Source organism: Bradyrhizobium sp. 1200_D9_N1_1 (assembly GCF_052075915.1).
Taxonomy (GTDB): Bacteria; Pseudomonadota; Alphaproteobacteria; order Rhizobiales; family Xanthobacteraceae; genus Bradyrhizobium; species Bradyrhizobium diazoefficiens.
In genome coordinates this window covers 3944308-3958806 of record NZ_CP197226.1, presented here as the reverse complement: position 1 = coordinate 3958806, position 14499 = coordinate 3944308, and the positions used below count along the sequence as shown (strand labels likewise).

The 14499-nt window shown below is 64.3% G+C and carries 18 protein-coding genes; 12 read left to right on the top strand and 6 right to left on the bottom strand.

Annotated features, from left to right (window positions below):
- Positions 1-293 precede the first annotated feature (293 nt).
- Positions 294-1007: a substrate-binding periplasmic protein gene (locus AB5K84_RS18985; RefSeq protein WP_162603600.1), complete on the top strand. Its 714-nt coding sequence runs from the start codon at positions 294-296 to the stop codon at positions 1005-1007.
- A 9-nt stretch (positions 1008-1016) separates the two neighbouring features.
- Here AB5K84_RS18985 and AB5K84_RS18980 read toward each other — a convergent pair whose 3' ends face one another.
- Together AB5K84_RS18980 and AB5K84_RS18975 are read right to left on the bottom strand one after the other, a co-directional pair.
- Positions 1017-1220: a hypothetical protein gene (locus tag AB5K84_RS18980; protein ID WP_011088238.1), complete on the bottom strand. Its 204-nt coding sequence runs from the start codon at positions 1218-1220 to the stop codon at positions 1017-1019.
- Between the two features lie 39 nt (positions 1221-1259).
- A complete protein-coding gene (locus tag AB5K84_RS18975; RefSeq protein WP_027549099.1) occupies positions 1260-1445 on the bottom strand; it encodes a hypothetical protein in 186 nt (61 codons plus the stop codon).
- A 201-nt stretch (positions 1446-1646) separates the two neighbouring features.
- Between AB5K84_RS18975 and AB5K84_RS18970 the strand changes: the two genes are divergently transcribed.
- On the top strand, positions 1647-2021 hold the full coding sequence (locus tag AB5K84_RS18970) for a YciI family protein (protein ID WP_028176003.1): 375 nt from the start codon (positions 1647-1649) through the stop codon (positions 2019-2021).
- A 15-nt stretch (positions 2022-2036) separates the two neighbouring features.
- Here AB5K84_RS18970 and AB5K84_RS18965 read toward each other — a convergent pair whose 3' ends face one another.
- Positions 2037-2627, bottom strand: coding sequence for a TMEM175 family protein (locus AB5K84_RS18965; protein ID WP_097532322.1), 591 nt, complete (start codon positions 2625-2627; stop codon positions 2037-2039).
- Between the two features lie 128 nt (positions 2628-2755).
- On the opposite strand from AB5K84_RS18965, the gene AB5K84_RS18960 reads away from it, so the two are divergent.
- On the top strand, positions 2756-4813 hold the full coding sequence (locus AB5K84_RS18960) for an ATP-dependent helicase (RefSeq protein ID WP_110116417.1): 2058 nt from the start codon (positions 2756-2758) through the stop codon (positions 4811-4813).
- 6 nt (positions 4814-4819) lie between these two features.
- On the opposite strand, the gene AB5K84_RS18955 is transcribed toward AB5K84_RS18960, so the two are convergent.
- Genes AB5K84_RS18955 through AB5K84_RS18945 form a run of 3 tightly spaced genes read right to left on the bottom strand, consistent with a single transcriptional unit; the run spans position 4820 to position 7939 of the window.
- A complete protein-coding gene (locus AB5K84_RS18955; protein ID WP_110116418.1) occupies positions 4820-6067 on the bottom strand; it encodes a metal-dependent hydrolase family protein in 1248 nt (415 codons plus the stop codon).
- A gap of 13 nt (positions 6068-6080) precedes the next feature.
- On the bottom strand, positions 6081-6584 hold the full coding sequence (locus AB5K84_RS18950) for a GAF domain-containing protein (RefSeq protein WP_110116419.1): 504 nt from the start codon (positions 6582-6584) through the stop codon (positions 6081-6083).
- Positions 6581-7939, bottom strand: coding sequence for an MFS transporter (locus AB5K84_RS18945; RefSeq protein ID WP_110116420.1), 1359 nt, complete (start codon positions 7937-7939; stop codon positions 6581-6583). The genes AB5K84_RS18950 and AB5K84_RS18945 overlap by 4 nt, the downstream gene beginning before the upstream one ends.
- A gap of 114 nt (positions 7940-8053) precedes the next feature.
- Between AB5K84_RS18945 and AB5K84_RS18940 the strand changes: the two genes are divergently transcribed.
- The 9 genes from AB5K84_RS18940 (at position 8054) to AB5K84_RS18900 (ending at position 14498) form a co-directional block, all read left to right on the top strand.
- Positions 8054-8977: a LysR family transcriptional regulator gene (locus AB5K84_RS18940; RefSeq protein WP_110116421.1), complete on the top strand. Its 924-nt coding sequence runs from the start codon at positions 8054-8056 to the stop codon at positions 8975-8977.
- 140 nt (positions 8978-9117) lie between these two features.
- Complete coding sequence (locus AB5K84_RS18935; RefSeq protein ID WP_110116422.1) at positions 9118-10149, top strand: LLM class flavin-dependent oxidoreductase; 1032 nt, start codon at positions 9118-9120, stop codon at positions 10147-10149.
- Positions 10150-10492: 343 nt separating this feature from the next.
- Positions 10493-11776 carry a tyrosine-type recombinase/integrase gene (locus AB5K84_RS18930; RefSeq protein ID WP_441232572.1) on the top strand — a complete coding sequence of 428 codons (1284 nt, stop codon included), beginning with the start codon at positions 10493-10495 and terminating at the stop codon, positions 11774-11776.
- A gap of 3 nt (positions 11777-11779) precedes the next feature.
- Positions 11780-12235: a hypothetical protein gene (locus tag AB5K84_RS18925; protein WP_441232571.1), complete on the top strand. Its 456-nt coding sequence runs from the start codon at positions 11780-11782 to the stop codon at positions 12233-12235.
- A gap of 111 nt (positions 12236-12346) precedes the next feature.
- Positions 12347-12547: a helix-turn-helix transcriptional regulator gene (locus AB5K84_RS18920; protein WP_158672275.1), complete on the top strand. Its 201-nt coding sequence runs from the start codon at positions 12347-12349 to the stop codon at positions 12545-12547.
- An 8-nt stretch (positions 12548-12555) separates the two neighbouring features.
- A complete protein-coding gene (locus AB5K84_RS18915) occupies positions 12556-12717 on the top strand; it encodes a hypothetical protein (protein WP_155255840.1) in 162 nt (53 codons plus the stop codon).
- 183 nt (positions 12718-12900) lie between these two features.
- Positions 12901-13098: a hypothetical protein gene (locus AB5K84_RS18910; protein WP_049826111.1), complete on the top strand. Its 198-nt coding sequence runs from the start codon at positions 12901-12903 to the stop codon at positions 13096-13098.
- Between the two features lie 58 nt (positions 13099-13156).
- Entirely contained in the window at positions 13157-13498 is a 342-nt protein-coding gene (locus tag AB5K84_RS18905) for a hypothetical protein (protein ID WP_158672273.1), read from the top strand.
- Positions 13491-14498, top strand: a complete 1008-nt coding sequence (locus AB5K84_RS18900) for a bifunctional DNA primase/polymerase (protein WP_158672272.1) — start codon at positions 13491-13493, stop codon at positions 14496-14498. The genes AB5K84_RS18905 and AB5K84_RS18900 overlap by 8 nt, the downstream gene beginning before the upstream one ends.
- Position 14499 lies beyond the last annotated feature (1 nt).

Sequence of the window (14499 nt, the reverse complement as noted above, 5' to 3'; positions counted from 1 at the left end):
GCGGTCGCGAGCAATTCGATCGTTGAGACTTTCCCCTCCACGCGATGCGCGTGGCGATTCCTGTCGGCCCATGGGCGGCTTGAGGTCGGCGGGGTCATATCTTGCGCCCAGCAGCAGGATTCCGGCGCAAACTATCACTTCGCGTGCTAGAATAACATCGGTTAAAGTCCGGAGTCGCCTGCATGGCGGCGAGTGATGGCCGTTGCGGCTGGCGCGCAGGCGCGCGCCACTCCCGGTAGATCGCGCGGGCCTCCGAATCCAGTGGTAGCAAGGCACGACCAAGGAGACGCGTGATGTGGCGGATGGCCATCGCCTGCCTGTCGTTGCTCGCAGCCGGTCCAACGCAGGCGCAGGAGCTGATCCGGCTGGCGCGCATCGCGGACATCCCCGATCAATATGTCGGCGGCGAGATGCTGCGGGCCGTCTACGCCAAGCTCAACATCAGGCTCGAATTCGAGGACGTCCCCGGCAAGCGGGCACTCGCGCTGTCGAGCGCCGGCGAGGTCGACGGCGAAATCCAGCGGATCGGAACGCTCTCGCGCGACTACCCGACGCTGATCCAGGTCACGCCGGCGATCAACTACATCGAGCCCACGGTGTTCACGACGAAACTGCGTTTCGACGTCGCCGGCTGGAATTCGATCAGGGACTACAACATCGGCATCGTCCGCGGCGTCGGCTCATCGGAGGCCGGCACCCGCGACATGGCCCGTGTCACGGCGACCACCAGCCTCGAGAACATGATCCAGATGCTCGATGCCGACCGTTTCGACGTGATGGTCACCGACCTCTTCAGTGGACTCGTCGCGGTGAGGAAGCTCAATCTCCAGGCCAGGATCTACCCGCTCTCCCCGCCGCTCGAGCGCATCCACATCTACCACTACCTGCACGAACGTCATCGCGATCTGGTGCCGAAGGTCGGCAAGGTGATCGCGCAGATGGAGGCGAGCGGCGAGCTGGCGGCGCTGCGTGAGGCCCTCGTCAAGCAGGTCCTGAGCGCACCGTAACAACGCCGCTCAGGTCGCGCGAAGCCGTTCGCGTAACGCCACAGCGGCGATCAGCACGCCAACACACCAGGCCAAGACCGCCCGGTGAGGCTCCTCGCCAAGCAGCACTGTGAAGATGCTCGCGAGCAGGCATGGCGCGATCGCCTTGCTGCTCCGGCTCGCCAGCGAGACCAGGAACGGCAGCGCGGCAACCGATATTTGCAGGACACCCATCAGCGGAGACCGGTCTCGCCCAAAGCTTCAGAAAAGGCTTCAGAAGCCACAGACATTGACCGCGCGCGGGCGTTTGCCGCGGCGGCTCTCCACGATGCGTTCGCCGCCGTTCTCGGCCGAGCTGCCGTAATAGCGGTGATGACCGCTCTGGTCGTGCAAATCGGCGGGCTCCGATTGTGCCGCCCGCCGTGCGTCGCAGATGATCTTGATGGTGTGACCCGACATTGCCGCCTCCGATGGCCTTCCGTGTTCTTGTGGCCATCAGTCGCCTCGGCTTTGGGCAGCGTTCACACCGCAAGGCGGTAATCGGGTTTCAGGACGGTTTCGTCGAGGCCTGCACGACGCAATATTCTGCGCTCGGGGATTGTCGGCGCGGGCCGTCGTGATACGTCCTTTGGACCCGCGCAGCAAAAAAACGAGGTGACGATGCTCTACGCCATCCTGGCCTATCACGTGGAAGACGAGATCTTGTCCTGGACTCCGGAGGAGGACGCCGCGGTCGTGGCCAAGGTCATCGAGGTTCAGGCGCCCCTCAGGGCAAGCGGACACCTTGGGCCGGCCGCCCGTCTGGACGAGACCCGAAAGGCCCGCACCTTGCGCGGCCCCGGCGCGGGCGTGGTGATGGACGGCCCGTTTGCCGAGACCAAGGAGCAGCTTCTGGGCTTCCACCTCGTGGAATACGACACGGATGACGAGGCGATCGCGGCGGCACGGAAGCTGCGTCAGGTCAATCCGAGTGCCGTCTACGAAATCCGCCCGGTCAAGCTTTATGTGCCGGCCGACGGGTTCGGCGCGACATAAGGGGAAGCGACCACCTTACGCATCCGGTTCGGCTTGCGCACTGTAGAAGCGCTGGATCAGCAGGCCGCCGAAGGCGATGAACCACACGAAGGGTGCGACGTGCGGCGCAAACGCCGCCACGATCGTGCCCGGGATGAACACGAGCAGCGGAAACAGCGATGCCATGATCTCATGGCGCCAGCCGCCCAGGATCGTCCACCACAGCCAGGCATTGAGGCCGGCGATCGCGGTTAGGTGCAAGCCGTAGAGCACGGCAACCGCGCTGCTCATGGCGTAGTTGGTATAGAGGCCGTTGGTCACCGGCAGCAGCACGATCGAGAGCAGGAAGAACAGGTTGAGGATCACCGCGCCGCGGCTGCCCACCGGCTGGCGCGCCAGCCGCCGGTGATGGCTGATCCAGAACACCCCGGCGATGATGAAGCTGAGCGCAAAGCCGGCAAGCTTGCCGGAATAGACATGGGCGAGATCGCTCCAGCCGGGTGCGCCGGTGAAGACGGCGGCCTTGGGCAGATCGTAGGCCAGGAGCGTCATGGCGACGCCGAAAATGGTGTTGCTGAGCGACTCCAGCCGCCGCATCTCGAACTGGTCGGGCTTGAGCTCGGTCATGCCGGGCGCGCTCTTCTCGGGCTGGAACCTTGGGCCGTCTTTTCCCTAGGTATTAAATAGGGTTCCGTCCAGCCGCATTGCGATTCGCGAGGAGATCGCCGAATCTCACGGTTTCACCGGGGCGATTCGTGGCAACATATCTGGACACGCTCAATGCGGAGCAGCGCCGCGCCGTCGAGCATGGCGTGGCCGATGGCGCGACCGTGGGCGCGCCCCTGCTCGTCATCGCCGGTGCCGGCTCCGGCAAGACCAACACGCTGGCCCATCGCGTCGCCCATTTGATCGTTGCGGGTGCCGATCCGCGCCGCATCCTGTTGATGACGTTCTCGCGCCGCGCCGCGGCCGAGATGGCCGGCCGCGTCGAGCGGATCGCCCGAAAGGTGCTCGGGGAGAACAACGCCGCGATCATGCGAGATGCGCTGACCTGGGCCGGCACGTTCCATGGCATCGGCGCGCGCCTCTTGCGCGAATATGCCGAGCGGATCGGCGTCGATCCCGCCTTCACCATCCACGACCGCGAGGATTCCGCCGACCTGATGAATTTGGTTCGGCACGAGCGCGGCCTGTCCAAGACCGAGAGCCGCTTTCCAGCCAAGGGCACGTGCCTGTCGATCTACTCCCGCTGCGTCAACGCCGAGATGGAGATCGAGAAGGTGCTGGGACAGCACTATCCCTGGTGCGTGGGCTGGGCCGCCGAGCTGAAGGGCCTGTTCGCGGCTTACGTCGAGGCCAAGCAGGCCCAGCACGTGCTCGATTACGACGACCTCCTGCTCTACTGGTCGCAGATGATGAGCGACGCGCTGATCGCCGAAGAGATCGGCGGCCGCTTCGATCACGTGCTGGTCGACGAATATCAGGACACCAACCGCCTGCAATCCTCGATCCTGCTGGCGCTGAAGCCCGACGGACGCGGCCTCACCGTGGTCGGCGACGATGCGCAGTCGATCTACTCGTTCCGCGCCGCCACCGTGCGCAACATCCTGGAGTTTCCGCAAAGCTTCTCGCCCCGCGCCGAGATGATCACGCTCGACCGCAACTACCGCTCGACGCAAGCCGTGCTGGCGGCGGCCAACGGCGTCATTGGCCTCGCGCGCGAGCGCTTCACCAAGAACCTCTGGACCGACCGCACCTCCGCGCAAAAACCGCAGCTCGTCACCGTGCACGACGAGGCCGACCAGGCGCGCTACATCGTCGAAGAGGTGCTGGCCAACCGCGAGCAAGGCGCGCTCTTGAAGCACCAGGCGGTGCTGTTCCGGACGTCCTCGCATTCGGGACCGCTGGAAATCGAGCTGACCCGCCGCAACATCCCGTTCGTGAAGTTCGGCGGGCTGAAGTTTCTCGACGCCGCGCACGTCAAGGATGTGCTGGCGCTACTGCGCTTCGCCGAAAACCCGCGCGACCGCGTTGCGGGCTTCCGCATCCTGCATCTGTTGCCCGGCATCGGCCCCGCAACCGCGCAGCGCGTGCTCGACCAGATGGCGGAGAGCGCCGATCCGCTTGCTGCACTCGGCCAGCTCCCGGTGCCGCCGCGCACCGGCGCGGACTGGACCGACTTCGTCCGCACGACCCAGAATCTGCGCTATTCGGAATGGCCGGCGGATCTCGAGCGCGTGCGGCTCTGGTACGAGCCGCATCTCGACCGCATCCACGAGGAGTCCGAGACGCGTCGCGCCGATCTGATGCAGCTCGAGCAGATCGCGAGCGGCTACGCCTCGCGCGAGAAGTTTTTGACCGAGCTCACGCTCGATCCGCCGGACGCGACCAGCGACAAATCCGGACCACCGCTCCGCGACGAGGACTATCTGATCCTCTCCACCATCCATTCCGCCAAGGGCCAGGAATGGAAGTCGGTATTCGTGCTCAACGTCGTCGACGGCTGCATGCCCTCCGATCTCGGTGCCGGCACCAGCGCCGAGCTCGAGGAGGAACGCCGCCTGCTCTATGTCGCGATGACGCGCGCCAAAGACGATCTCCATCTCGTCGTGCCGCAGCGCTTCTTCACCCACGGCCAAGCCGCCAAGGGCGACCGCCACGTCTACGCCTCGCGCACCCGCTTCATCCCGGAGCAGCTGGTCTATCTGTTCGAGCGCACCGCCTGGCCCAAAGCCGCCGCCGGCGGAGCCCGTACCGCGGCGCAAGGGCCGAAGATCGACATCGGCGCGCGCATGCGCGGGATGTGGCGGTAGGGCCGACTACGCGTTCAGCCTGTCGAACTGGACCTTGCCGGCCTTCAGCACCAGCGGAATGTGCTCGCCCTGGCCGAGCAGGCAAGCGACATCGCGCAGCGGATTGCCGTCGACCACCAGCAGGTCTGCGAGAGCCTCGGGTGCGATCCGGCCGAGCTTGCCCTCCATGCCGAGCACCTCGGCACCAATCACCGTGGCGCTGGCGATGACGGCGCGCGGGCCGAGAATCTCGGCGCGGATGCGGAATTCATCGCTCTGGAGACGCTGGGACGGCCCGAGCAAATCGCTGCCGAACCCCATCTTCACGCCGGCATCGCGATAGATCGCGAGCGACCGGAGACCCGCGTCGCGGACATCGGCGATCTTGGCGACGCTCTCCGGCGGCAGGCCATACTGCGCGCCCTCGTTGGCCAGCGCCTCATAGGTGACGAGCGTCGGCACCACATAGGCCCCCTTCTCGGCCATCAGGCGCGCGGTCGGCTCATCCACGAGATTGCCGTGCTCGATGGTGCGCACGCCGCAGCGAACCGCGCGCGCGATGGCGGCCGCGGTGTAGGCGTGGGCCAGCACATAGGTCTGGCGCCCGCGCGCCTCCTCGACGATGGCGCGGATCTCGTCCTCGGAGTAGCCGAAGGCGCCGACCGGATCGGTCGGCGAGGCAACGCCGCCGGAGGCCATGATCTTGATCTGGTCGGCGCCCATCTGGAGCTCCTCGCGCGCGGCCCTGCGCACGCCGTCGACGCCGTCGGCGACGCGCGCCAGTGCGCCGACCCGCACGCAGCACGGACATGGTGCGTCACTCGCCAGATAATCCGAGCGCGCCCGCATGTCGCCGTGGCCGCCGGTCTGGCTGAGCGCGCGGCCGGAGACGAACAGCCGCGGGCCGTCAGTGAGGCCGGTCTCGATCGCCTGCTTCAGCGCATGGCCGGCGCCGCCGGCATCGCGGACGGTGGTGAAGCCACGCCGCAGCATGCCGCGCAGCAGCAGGGTCGAGCGCAGCGTCACCAGCACATTCGGCATATGCACCTGCTGCGCCAGATTGAGCTCGACCGCCACCGCGTGCACATGCAGGTCGATCAGGCCGGGCATCAGCGTCTTGCCCTTCAGATCGATGGTGCGGTCGGCGGTGACCTGCAGCGGCCGGTCCGAGACCTCCTTGATCAAATTGTCTTCGACCAGCACGTGATGTCCGTCCATCAGGTCCGCCTGGAGCGGATCGAGCAGAGCGGCGTTCTTGAAGAGGATGCTGGGCATCGCGGGCGTCCTGTCAGAAGTGGGCCGGCGCAAGCAACGCCGGCAATGTGAGCTGGGCAAAGGGAAGGCACGCGGCGACATCATCCTCGCCGTACCAGCCCGCCTCATGAAGCAGATTGAGCGAGCCGAGCGTACGTCCGCGCCAGCGCACAGGCATGTTGAGCACGCTCTCGCAGCCGAGCGAGGCGATCAGCTCGTGGTCGGAGAACACCATGCGCAGATCGGCCTGGGTGCGGCCGATATAGGCCTCGCCCCGATCGAGCACGGCCTCGGTCCACGGGCCCGGCGCGAGGCGCTTGCGTCCGCCGGTCGGATATGGGCCGGGGAGATTGGAATAGATTCGCGCCGCTTCACCGCTGTCGCCGTCATAGGTCAGGATCGTGAACAGCTTGTGCCCGATCGCCGACTTCACGGCTTCGTCCAGCGCCACGAACAGCGCATCCGGCTGATCGACCCTGCCCTGCGCCGCCGCGACGGCACAGAGCAGCGGATCGGCCTGGCGTTTGGTCCGCGTCATGCAACTTCACCCGCCGCGATCTCTTCCAGCGAACGGCCGCGCGTCGGCACGCCCATCAGCACGACGGTCACCGCCCCGAGCAGCAGCACGGTGGTGGTGACGCCGAACACGCCGGCGAAGCCGAAATTGGGATAGAGATAGCCGACCAGGATCGGCGAGACGATCGCGCCGATGCGGCCGATCGCGGAGGCAAGGCCGGCACCGGTGGTCCTGACCGGCGTCGGAAACACCTCGGCCGTATAGGCATAGACGCCCGCATAGGTGCCGTTCATGAACAGGGACAGGAAGATTCCCGCCGCCATGATCTGCTGGTCGCTCTGCGCGAAGGCGAGCCCGAGCGCGCTGGCGCCGCCGAGCACCATGTAGGTCGCGATCGTCGCCTGCCGGCCGATACGCTCGTTGAAATACGCGGCGCTGAAATAGCCGGGAATTTGCGCGCAATAGATCGCGATCGAATAGGCGAAGCTCTTGGTGATGCTCATGCCGTTCTGGACCAGCAGGCCGGGGATCCAGACGAAGAACGAATAATAGCTGAAGGTGATCGCCAGCCACATGATCCAGGTCATGATCGTGATGCGCGCCTGCCGGCCTGCGAGGAGCGCGGCGAAATTGGCGAGCAGCGTTCCGGTCGTGCCCTGCGGTGCGACGGCTTCGACGACCGGCTGCGGCAGGACATGGCCCTGGCGCGCAAAGCCCGCCTCGATCGTGTCCAGCAAGGCTTCGGCTTCCTTCTCCCTGCCGCGGCTTTCGAGCCAGCGCGGCGATTCGGGCAAGGCCCTGCGCCACCACAACAGCATGACGACCGGCACCGCGGTGATGACCAGCACGATGCGCCAGCCGTTCTCATAGGCGGGCACGATGAAGTAGCCGAGCAGCGCCGCCGCAACGAAGCCGAAGGAGAAGAAGCCGGCCAGTGCGCCGGTGAAGCTGCCGCGGTAGCGCCGCGCGACGAACTCCGCGAGATAGGGCGCGATGATCGCGCTCTCCGCGCCGGTGCCCATGCCTGCGACGACGCGGGCGGCAAAGAAGGACGGCCATGTATCGACCATCGCGCTCACGATGGACGCCGCGCAATACAGCGCAAGCGCGGACATCATCACGGCGCGGCGGCCGATCAGGTCACCCAGCGTGCCCGCCAGCAACGCGCCGAACAGGAAGCCGATATAGGTGCTGCTGCCGAGCACGCCGATCTGCACGCTCGACAGATTCCACGCGGTACGCAGCACCGGCAGGATGAAGGCCAGCACCGCCGCATCCATCGCGTCGAACATGTAGCCGAGCCCGCCCATCAGCAGCAGATGCGTGTGGAAGCGTGCGAACGGAAGGCGCTCGATGCGCGCCGATATCATCGACATGAAAGTCCCCTCAGTCTGGCGGCCCGGCGCTCCGCGTGTCCCTGGGGGGAACCATAGACAAGGAGATATTATCGTCATAATTTATAATCATGATCTAATATATCACCATGGTGAATGTTCGTGTCGTTCCGTGCGCTCGACCTTAACCTCCTGAAAGTCTTCGAGGCGCTGATGACCGAGGGTAGCGTCACGCGCGCGGCGAGCGCGCTGACGATGACCCAGCCCGCGGTCAGCAATGCGCTGGCGCGGCTGCGCGACGCGCTCGGCGATCCCCTATTCGTGAGATCCGGCACCGGCATCCGTCCCACCCAGCGCGCCGTGGTGCTGTGGGAGCCGATCGGCGAGGCGCTGGAGAGCGTGCGTGGTGCGCTCGATGAGCAGGTGTTCGATCCCGGCCGCGCGCAGACCGAGTTCAGCCTGTCGATGTCGGACTACGTCTCCTCGCTCGTGATGCCGGACCTCCTCGGCCATCTCAGCAAGGTCGCGCCCAAGGCGCGGGTCCATACCGTCCCCAACACCATCCTGGAGATCGCCGACCAGCTCGAGGACAACAGGGTCGACTGCGTCATGAGCGTCTATGTCAACGAGGCGCAACAACCGGCCGCCATTCGCTCGCGCTCGCTGTGGACCGTCGACTATGCCTGCTTCATGCGGCGCGGCCATCCGCTCGCGGGCATGAAGCGGCTCAGCACGCGCACTTTCCTCAACGCGGGCCACGTCGATGTGAGCCTCGCGGGCAAGACCATGCCGTCCTACGACCTCTTTCTCGCCTCGCGCGGGCTGTCACGCAACCTGGTCGCGACCGTCAATCACTACAGCGCCGCCTACGAGGTCGTGCGCCAGTCCGACCTGATCGCCGTGCTGCCGAGCGACCTGCGTTCGCAATCAAGGCATGCGCCGTTGCTGCACGCCATGCCGCTTCCGCTTCAGGCGCCGCCGCGCATCGTCAGCCTGTTCTGGCACCAGCGCAACGACACCGTGCCGGCGCAGCGCTGGCTGCGCGAGACCCTGGTCGAGATGTTCGCCAGATCCGATTGAACCCGCCGGCGTGATGCAAAACCGGAAACCGTGCCTTTCCCGGAGCGGCATTGCCGAAGCGGCCTCCGCGCCCTAGCTGCACGGCGAGCCATTTCCTCCCACATGACGGGCGCCGCCTGCGTCCTGCAGAGACCCGATCGATGACCGCATCGCTTCAATTCGGACTGGATACCTTTGGCGACGTCACCAGGGACGCCGACGGCGCCATGCTTTCCCATGCGCGGGTGATCCGCAACGTCGTCGATGAGGCGGTGCTGGCCGACGAACTCGGCCTCGACTTCATTGGCCTCGGCGAACATCACCGTTCTGATTTTGCGATCTCCTCGCCCGAGACCGTGCTCGCCGCGATCGCATCGCGCACCAGGCGCATCCATCTCGGCTCGGCCGTGACGGTGTTGAGCTCGGACGATCCGATCCGCGTCTTCCAGCGCTTTGCCACGCTCGATGCGCTCTCCAACGGGCGCGCCGAGGTGATCCTCGGCCGCGGTTCCTTTACCGAATCCTTTCCGCTGTTCGGTTTCGACCTGCGTTCTTACGAAGCGCTGTTCGAGGAGAAGCTCGATCTGTTCGCGGCGCTGCTGTCGCAGAAGCCGGTGACATGGCACGGCAAGCTGCGCCCGCCACTGAAGGATCAGCAGGTCTATCCCCCTGTCGAGAACGGCCAGCTCAAAACCTGGATCGGTGTCGGCGGCAGCCCGCAATCCGTGGTCCGCGCGGCGCATTACGACCTGCCTTTGATGCTGGCGATCATCGGCGGCGATCCCACGCGCTTTGCGCCTTACGTCGATCTCTATCACCGCGCCTTCAAGGAATTCGGCCGCCCGGCCCAGCCGATCGGCGTGCACTCACCCGGCTATGTCGCGGAAACGGATGGAGAGGCGCGCGAGGAGCTCTGGCCCGACTACAAGGCCATGCGCGATCGCATCGGCAAGGAACGCGGCTGGCCGCCGATGGGCCGCGACGAATACGTGAGCGAAGCCGAGCACGGCTCGCTCTATGTCGGCTCGCCGGAAACCGTGGCGCGCAAGATCGCGACGACCGCGAAGACGCTCGGGATTTCACGGTTTCAGTTGAAATATTCGGCCGGCCCCCTGCCGCACGAGAAGCTGATGAAGAGTATCGAGCTTTATGGGCGCAAGGTGGTGCCGATGGTGCGGGAGATGATGGGGTGACTTACGCTCCGAGGCAGTCCGCCTACGCCCTCCGGGCTACGGCGTGACAGCCTTCGCTAGCTTCGCGTGACGATGATTTGGGCTGGCTTGCCCAGCCGTAGCTCGCGAAGCGAGCGAAGGCTGGTGGGGGAGGCAGGACTCGAACCTGCGAAGCCATGAGGCGGCTGATTTACAGTCAGGCATCTTGTGGTTTCGGCAACTACCGCCAAGCCCCACATGCGTCAAAAAATCTTATTCTAATCAATGATATAATCCTCTATTGGTAGCTGACGACATCCCAGGAAATACCGCTACAGCTAGGTATTTGTTGGGGCTTGGAGTGGGGCTCAGAAAGGGGGCGCTAATGAAAAAACCGCTGACTGCGTTGGCGATCGAACACGCAAAGCCGCGAGCGAAGCGCTACGCCCTGCCGGACGTGGGGCATCCCGGCCTGCGCGTGTTGGTGTATCCGTCTGGGGCGCGGACGTTCGTCTACAGGTTCCGACGTGGCGAGAAGGAAGACGCGCAAGACGTGACTGTCGTACTCGGTCCGGCCAGCGGTCCCGGCGCGCTTACGCTGGCGCAGGCCCGTGATGCGGCCGGCGACGCACGACGGCAACGTGCGATGGGTGCGGACCCCGCCGACCAGAAGCGCGCTACTCGCCGGGCAGAAGCTGCCCGGATTGCGGCCGAGGAGCAGGAAGCCCGACGCCGCGAGGATACGGTCGCGAACGTGCTGGCTCGCTACTACGCCGACCACGCCGATGGATTGAAGTCCGGCCAGGAGGTACGGCGGGTTCTCGACAGGGAACTGAAAGGCTGGGCCAAGAGGCGGGTGGATGACATCCGGCGCAGCGACGCAATCCGGGTACTCGACACGGTCAAGGCGCGTGCGCCGATCCAGTCGAAGCGGCTGCGAGCCTATGGGCGGCATTTCTTCCAATGGTGCATTACCAAGGAACTGGTCGAAAAGAACCCGTTCGACGGAACTGCGGTCGTCAAGGAAGTCCCTCGGGATCGAGTCCTCACTGATGATGAATTGCGGCTCGTGCTGCGGGCAATCGACCGCCTCGAATGGCCCCGGCGTCAATTCGTCCATCTGCTCTTGCTGTCGGCGCAGCGGTTGAACGAAGTCGGCGACATGGAATGGTCCGAACTCGACCTGATCGGCGAAGCGCCGACATGGACGCTCCCCGGCGCTCGCGCGAAGAACGGTCGAGCACACGCCGTTCCGCTCGCCCCAATCGCCGTTGAGATTCTGAGCACCATGGACCGAGTCAAGGACTCGCCGCGTGTGTTCGCGTCATTCTCTGCCGCCCATGCGAAAACACGCGTTGACGAAGTGATGCTTGAGATCGCGCGCGAGGATGCAGTGGCGCGCGGCGTTGATCCTGACGCGGTTACAATCGAGCCGTGGCGACTCCACGATCTTCGCCGCACTGCCGCCACCACCATGCCGCGACTGGGCGTAGACGTAGTGACGGTTGAACGGGTGCTGAACCATCAGATGCGCGGCGTGATGGCTGTTTATCAACGGCATTCGTTCGCTCAAGAGAAGCGCCACGCGCTCAACCTATGGGCGGATTTCCTCGCCAATCTCTCGGCGGCACGCGAATCGAATATTGTGAAGTTCAGGATGGGCGCGTGATCAATGGCGAAGCTGCCCACAAAGGCCGAACTTGAACTAACCACACTGACGGGAGTGTTCAACGTCAACAAGAATCCTGCGGCGGCTTGGGCCGCATATAGCTTGGCGCGACGGCACGGACTACCCGTGCCGGATGTGATCCAAGCTGAGGTTGATAGGTTTGCTAGCTGCATCGGAAAGGTTGCCGAACAAGCGATGCAGACCGAGTTGGGCGCACCGCCAATCCGTTTTCGGGCGGAAGAGTTGAGCCAAGCGTGGCGCAGCTCCGGCGGAGACAATCCCGTCGGATCGCTGCAAGGCGAATGGCGGGACTATAAGATTTTCCTAGCCGTTTACGAGCGCGTTGAGGGCGGCATGAAGGTTGGGGCCGCTCAAGCCGCCGTCGCGGCCGATAAGGGTGTTGGGGTCGGGGTTGAATCCATCAAGAAGATCTGGAAACGCTTGAAGCGTGACGCGTAGCGACACGGCGTCCATTGTTTTGGGGTAACGAGCGTCAGTCAATTTCTACCGCGATTTTCTAAGCCGCCGTTTGTACCTCTTGAGCCACCATCAAATCTCAGGAGGTACAAAATGAAACAACTGATTAAGTCCGAAACCGTGCGCGGCAAGCTCGACATGCCGCAGTCCACTTTCGAGCGACTGGTTAAGCTGCGGACGAGCAATTTTCCGACGCCAATCTACATCGGCCGTTCTCGTTTCTTCGATGCGGCAGAGATTGACGCATGGCTCGCGACTCGGTCGGCGGCCAACTCCAATGAACGCCCGGCGTAGGGCTGACCATGGACGACAACAACCCCAAAATTGGTTCGCCCGAATACCTGCGCCTGCTCGCAGACTGCCTCGGACGCAATGAAGAGGCCACGCTTGGCCCGACCGATCAGGCCTTGTGCAAGCAGGCGCTTCTCGACCGCGCCGACCTGATCGACGCCGGGCTCGCCTGATACATTCCAGTAACAAATATCAACGAAACGTTGCCACCGACGCGGCGTCTAGCTTCGCGTCGGTGTTTTTTTGCCTTGTGCAAGAGGATTTTCGGCGAGGGATACTCGAATAGACTCCTAACCACTCCTACGCGCGCCTAGCGTTATCCCTAACTAACCCGACCCCCTACGTGGAGAACCAAAATGCGAATTGAATTGAACGGTAAGACCTACATCGACCAGAAGGCATGCGCGGGAATTTTGTCTCGGACCGAGAAGTGCCTGGCAGCATGGCGCGTGCGCGGCTACGGGCCGGCATATCACCGAATTGGCGGCCGGGTGATGTTCTGTCTCGACGACGTCGTTTCGTTCATCAACGGCACGAAGGTCGATGCCGCGTAACCCAAAAGCGAAAACCCGCCCTGCTTGGGAGAGCAGGACGGGCTAGAAGGAAGCAACGATGACGAGCAAGATCATTAATAGCGCATTCAACGATGCCCCGAAGGGGCATTTGAACCCTCGATATCTCAAATCGTGCGCAGAGTACTTCGCGAAGAACCCTCAAGCGACCGTCAGAATCGTCGCGCGCCGTCGTCTCGGGCGCGATTGGGTGAATATGACGTTCTACGCCCGCGACGGCTTCGTTTTCGAGTTGCTTGGCGAGCAGATCGCAAAACTCGTTGCTGGCGCTCTTGGCTGCGGGACGCCCCTTGAACGCCTGACCGGCATTTATGAGTTGGTACGCTCGCAAGATTGCCGCCCCTCGCCCCCGCCTGCAACTTGGCGCTACACTCATGGGTGAATCTGCTTTCGCGACGACGGCCCCGGCGCTACTTGCCGCTGGCTTTTCGCCGATCCCGATCATGCCGAACAGCAAGTTGCCGGGCACCGATTCACCCATGAAAAACTGGCACGGTTGGCGTCGCAAAGTCCCGCCGCCGAACGTTATTGCCGGCTGGTCCCGCTATCCCGATTGCGGAATTGGTGTTTGCCTTGGGCGCGACTTGATCTGCATCGACATCGACTTCGAGCCCGCGATGGACGCGCTGCTCGCCATGCTGCCGCACTCGAACGTGCAGAAGAAGGGCCGCAAGGGGATCTCGCTCTTCTATCGCGGCAACACGGACGCCATTCGCTCGCGCAACTTCCGCACGCCCGAGCGCGTTGGCCTTGTCGATCTGCTCGCGGAAGGAAAGCAGACCGTGTTGCCGCCCTCTATCCATCCTGACACCGGCGAGCCTTACTATTGGTGGACCGATGACACGCTGCTCGACGTGCGCCTCGACCAACTGACCGAGTTGCCCGACGACATCGCCGAACGTATCGGCGAGGCGCTGAAGCCTTATGGCTATGATCCCCAGGCGGAACGGTTCGCACGGTCTCGCGAGACGCCCGCCACTCACTGTGCTGTGGACGCTGGAAGCTTTGACGCGGCGTCGGTGTTCCGCAAAGTAAATGATTTCGCGCTAGCGAACCTCGCCGCTTGGGTGCCGCATCTCGGTTTGCAGCGATGTCATCGCGCCGGCAGTGGCTTTAAGGCCGTCGCCGAATGGCGTTCGTCCGGCACCGGCCGGCCGCTCCAAGTGCGTGCTCTAAACTTGTCGTTCAAACCTGACGGCATTCGCGACTTCGGAGACGCGCGCGGATACACGCCTGTTGATGTCGTCATGGAAGCTCGCCGCTTGTCTGCGCCCGAAGCACTGGAATGGCTAGCCCTCCGTCTCGGAGTGACGCTTGGCGACCCTGAGGCGTCCGCGCTGGCGGATCGCATCATTGCAGCCGCGATGAAAAAGAAAGCCTGAC